Source organism: Nostocoides sp. (genome assembly GCF_035343835.1).
Classification (GTDB): Bacteria; Actinomycetota; Actinomycetes; order Actinomycetales; family Dermatophilaceae; genus Nostocoides_A; species Nostocoides_A vanveenii.
This window is the reverse complement of record NZ_DAOQZV010000272.1, coordinates 1-3,964: the sequence shown is the minus strand read 5'-3', so window position 1 is coordinate 3,964 and position 3,964 is coordinate 1. Positions and strand designations below refer to the sequence as shown.

Sequence of the window (3,964 nt, the reverse complement as noted above, 5' to 3'; positions counted from 1 at the left end):
CCGGACATTTCTGACTCCTTCGGAACGCCGTTGCACATCGAGATCGGGCTCTGACTCGATTCGAGACGATAGGACGGCACGCGGAAGCCCGCAGCGCTTTGGCGAAATCCGCACATCGGCGAGATCGCGAGGACCCGGCGCTCCTTCACCGAGTCCACCCAGGGGACGACTCGCGGATGGGGTGGGTTCGAGGTCAGCGATCCAACTGCCCGCAGGCCTTGTCGCCCGCGAGCCCGGCCTCGTAGCGGGCGGCGAGAGCGGCCTGGTCGGTGCCGAACACGGCGATTCGGGCGCCGCGTCCGTTGGGCTTGAGAGCGATGCCCTCGGCGTGCCAACGCGCGACCGCCTCGTCGAGCAGGTGGGTAGGCGGGTCGCCGTAGGAGTTGGTGACGCGCCACCACGGGACGCCACCGCCATACCGGCTCATGATCGCCCCCACCTGGCGCGGGCCGCATCCGGCGATCTGGCCGATCTCGCCGTATGCCGCGATCTCCCCGCGTGGGATCAACTCGACCACGCGCAGCACGCGTTCGACCACGACTTCGTCCATGGCCGGAATGTAGCGACTGCGACCGGTTCGCCGGTCGCGGCGGCGCGGCGCGCTGGGTCACATCTACTCGCGGCGAGGGGGCGCACTCACTACGCTCACGGCATACGGGGTGGGCACGAGGAAGAGGTGGTCGGTTGTGCGCGTGACGGTGCTCGGCGCGGGCTCGTGGGGCACGGCGCTCGGCTACGCGCTGGCCAGCAAGTCGTATGCCGTGACCATGTGGGATATCGATGGTCCGGTCCTCGCCGACATCACCGAGCGCCACGAGAACGCCCGCTATCTGTCCGGCATCACCCTGCCCCCCGGGATGACCGGTGAGCCCGATCTGGAACGAGCGCTGGCCGGGGCCGAACTGGTGGTGCTGGCCGTGCCCTCGCACGCGATGCGCGTGGTGGCGAACGCCGCGGCGCCCTTCATCGGACGTGGCGCGTTGATCTGCTCGGTGACCAAGGGCATCGAGGTCGACAACCTGATGACGATGAGCGAAGTGTTGCAGGACGTCCTGCCGGGGGTGCTCCATCCGCGGCTGACCTTCCTGTCCGGCCCGTCCTTCGCCGTCGAGGTCGCGCGCGAGTTCCCGACGGCGGTGACGGTGGCGGGCTCCGACGACGAGGTCACGGTGGCCGTGCAGCACGCCTTCCACACGCCTTTCCTGCGGCCCTATGTCACCGATGATGTGGTCGGCGTGGAGATCGGCGGGTGCGCGAAGAATGTCATCGCGATCGCGACGGGTGCGGGCGACGGGCTCGGATTTGACGCGAACACGCGGGCGGCGATGATCACCCGTGGGCTGGCCGAGATCACTCGGCTCGCGGTGGCGCGGGGCGCGAATCCCCTGACGCTGTCGGGCCTTTCGGGCGTCGGCGACCTGGTGCTGACGTGCTCGTCGGTCAAGTCGCGCAACTATCGCGTGGGCTTCGGGCTCGGCCAGGGGCGCTCGCTTGATGACGTCTGCGCCGAACTTGGTCAGGTCGCCGAAGGCGTGCTGAACGCCAAGTCGGTCAAGGCGCTGGCAGCGAAGGCCGGCGTGGAGATGCCGATCAGTTCCCTCGTCCACGGGCTGATCTATGAGGACCTGTCGCTGGCGGAGATCTTCGCGTTCTTCTCCAGCCGGCCGTTGCGGGCCGAGCGCGAGGATCCGGCGGGCGGCCGCTGACCAAGGCCGTGTTAGAAAACCCGTACGGACAGCTGTCCCCGCGAAGTATTGGAGCTGGGTCATACGCTCTGCGTTGGCCGAAGGAGCGGAGGGTCCCACGCTCTGCGTGGGCAAACTACGGGGGGCGTCTTTGGGGCGTGCCCGACGGCCTCGGGCCGCGGCTCGACCACCCTGAGCTAAACTTCCCTGGTTATCGCGCGAGCGATAGCCACGCGTTCGAGGGGAAGCCGGTCGAAGTCCGGCGCTGACCCGCAGCCGTAGGCCGCGCAAGCGGCGAGCCGGAATGCCTTGCCCGCGTCGAATCTTCTGTCCACCGCCGAGGGATGCGGTCCGGCAGGCCGGGCCTCCCGGCTCGTCGCGCCGCGTGCGAGGAGTCAGCGCCGTGCGCCCCACCCACCTGTTCACCGCCTGCACGGCCGGCCTCGCCGTCGCCGGGATTGTCGGCGTGGGTGCTGCCGCGGGCGCACAGGCCGACGCTGGGGGTTCGAGGTCGACGCGCGAAGTCGGGGGCTTCCTCGCCCGCCAACTCGATGCCTATGACGGCGTCCTCCCCTATCCGGGCACCGACCAGGCCGATCCGGGCCTATCGATCGACGCCGTGCTCGGCATGCTCGCCACCGGTGTCGGACCCGAGCAGGCGCGCCGTGCGGTGTCGGCCGTGGCGCCGGAGTTGGGCACATACCTCGGACCCGGGATCGCGCCCAGCGAGCTGTATGCCGGCCCGGTCGCCAAGACCGTGCTCCTCGCCACCGCGATGGGTGGCGACCCGCGCGCCTTCGCCGGCCGCGACCTCGTCGCGGACCTCGCGGGGCTGGAAGGCGCCGACGGGCGCTATGCCGACCGAACGGCATACGGCGACACATCGAACACCTACACCCAGGCCCTCGGGATCCTGGCGACCACGCGGGTCGCGGGGGAGGCGCCGGCGAGGCCGGTGGGGTTCCTGCTCGATCAGCAATGCGCCGACGGCGGGTTCCGCCTCTATGTCACGGACGATGGGTGCGTCAGCGACCCCGACCCGACCGCGCTGGCTGTCACCGCGCTGCGCGACACCGGCGAGCACGCGGCGGCGGACCGGGCCCTCGGCTACCTGCGAGCGCGGATGGGGGCCGATGGTGGGATCGGCGGTGGCACTGGCGCGTCATCACCCAACAGCAATACGACCGGCCTTTCGGCGATGGCGTTCGCGCTGTCCGGCGAGGCATGGGGCGATGCTGCGCGAGATGCTCAGAACTTCCTGCTCTCGCTCCAATTTGGTTGTGACGCAGACGAATCCCTGCGCGGTGCGGTCGCCTATGACGCAGCGGCGTATGCCGATGTGTTGGCTTCGGGCCGGCCGGTGAGTGACCAGGAACGCAGGTCCAGCGCGCAAGCGGCGCTGGGGCTAGCCGGCGTCTCGCTCGTGGGTATCACGATCGATGAGGCGACGGCCCCGTCATCCGCGTGTGGCGGAGCAACGAGCACGCCCTCGTCGACGAGCACATCGTCGGGAGGTTCGTCGACGTCCGCGGGGGCGTCGACCAGCACGGTGCCGACGTCCGGCAGCGTGACGCGTACCGTCACGGCGACGGTCACGCGATCGGCGGGGCCGCAGGTCATGGCGACGGCGGCCGCGACAGTCACCGTGACTGCGCCCGCGCCCACCGTCACTCGGACGGTCACGGCAACCGCGTCGCATTCCACCACGGACGGATCGAGCCCAGCCGGGCCCCTCACCTCCGCCGCAACCGATGCGCCCACCGGGCAGGCCACTGCTGTCGCCGCGGTGCCGATCGGGGACGACGGCGGCGGCTCAGGCGGCGGTCCGCTCGTCATCGCGGGCGCCCTCGTTCTTCTGGGCGCAGCGGGCGCCAGCGCCATTCTCCGACGTGGAAGGACCCACTGATCATGCAAACACGCTCTCTCCGAGGCTCATTCGCGGTCCTGTCCGCCGGCGCCGCCGTTGCCGTGGGGTCTCTGGTGGCCGCCCCGGTTGCTTCCTCGAGCGCGGCCCCGTCGACGGCCCCGGCCCCGGCTCCGGCGATCTGCCCGGTCGGCAAGGGCGTGACGGTGATCGTCGACTTCGGCTCGACCACGACCAAATCGTGCGCGCCGGGCGACCCGACGTCGGGCCTGACGGCGCTCAAGGGCGCGGGCTTCACCTATGCCTTCGTCGCGCGCTTCCCGGGCATGGTGTGCCGGATCAACGGCAAGCCCACACCGGCCCAGGACGCGTGCGTGGTCGCGCCGCCGTCGACGAAATACTGGTCCTACTGGAC

Annotated in this window: 3 protein-coding genes, 1 pseudogene and 1 riboswitch; of the genes and pseudogenes, 3 read left to right on the top strand and 1 reads right to left on the bottom strand. The window is 70.5% G+C overall.

Going from position 1 to position 3,964, the window contains the following annotated elements; all coding sequences use genetic code 11:
* Window positions 1–193 precede the first annotated feature (193 nt).
* The gene (locus PKH97_RS14585; protein WP_324388293.1) at window positions 194–550 is read right to left on the bottom strand and encodes an MGMT family protein; all 357 of its coding nucleotides are present in this window, start codon (window positions 548–550) and stop codon (window positions 194–196) included.
* A 136-nt stretch (window positions 551–686) separates the two neighbouring features.
* On the opposite strand from PKH97_RS14585, the gene PKH97_RS14580 reads away from it, so the two are divergent.
* The 3 genes and pseudogenes from PKH97_RS14580 to PKH97_RS14570 all read left to right on the top strand — a co-directional run.
* Window positions 687–1,706 carry an NAD(P)H-dependent glycerol-3-phosphate dehydrogenase gene (locus PKH97_RS14580; RefSeq protein ID WP_324388292.1) on the top strand — a complete coding sequence of 340 codons (1,020 nt, stop codon included), beginning with the start codon at window positions 687–689 and terminating at the stop codon, window positions 1,704–1,706.
* 170 nt (window positions 1,707–1,876) lie between these two features.
* Window positions 1,877–2,017: riboswitch (cobalamin riboswitch) on the top strand.
* Window positions 2,018–2,088: 71 nt separating this feature from the next.
* Window positions 2,089–3,591 (top strand): hypothetical protein, encoded by a 1,503-nt coding sequence (locus PKH97_RS14575; RefSeq protein ID WP_324388291.1) that lies wholly within the window; start codon window positions 2,089–2,091, stop codon window positions 3,589–3,591.
* 2 nt (window positions 3,592–3,593) lie between these two features.
* A pseudogene (locus tag PKH97_RS14570) lies at window positions 3,594–3,964 on the top strand (hypothetical protein); the annotation flags it as partial.

Coding starts and splice junctions, on each gene's coding strand:
- PKH97_RS14585 (WP_324388293.1), bottom strand. CDS start 550: ATGGACGAAGTCGTGGTCGAACGCGTGCTGCGCGTGGTCGAGTTGATC.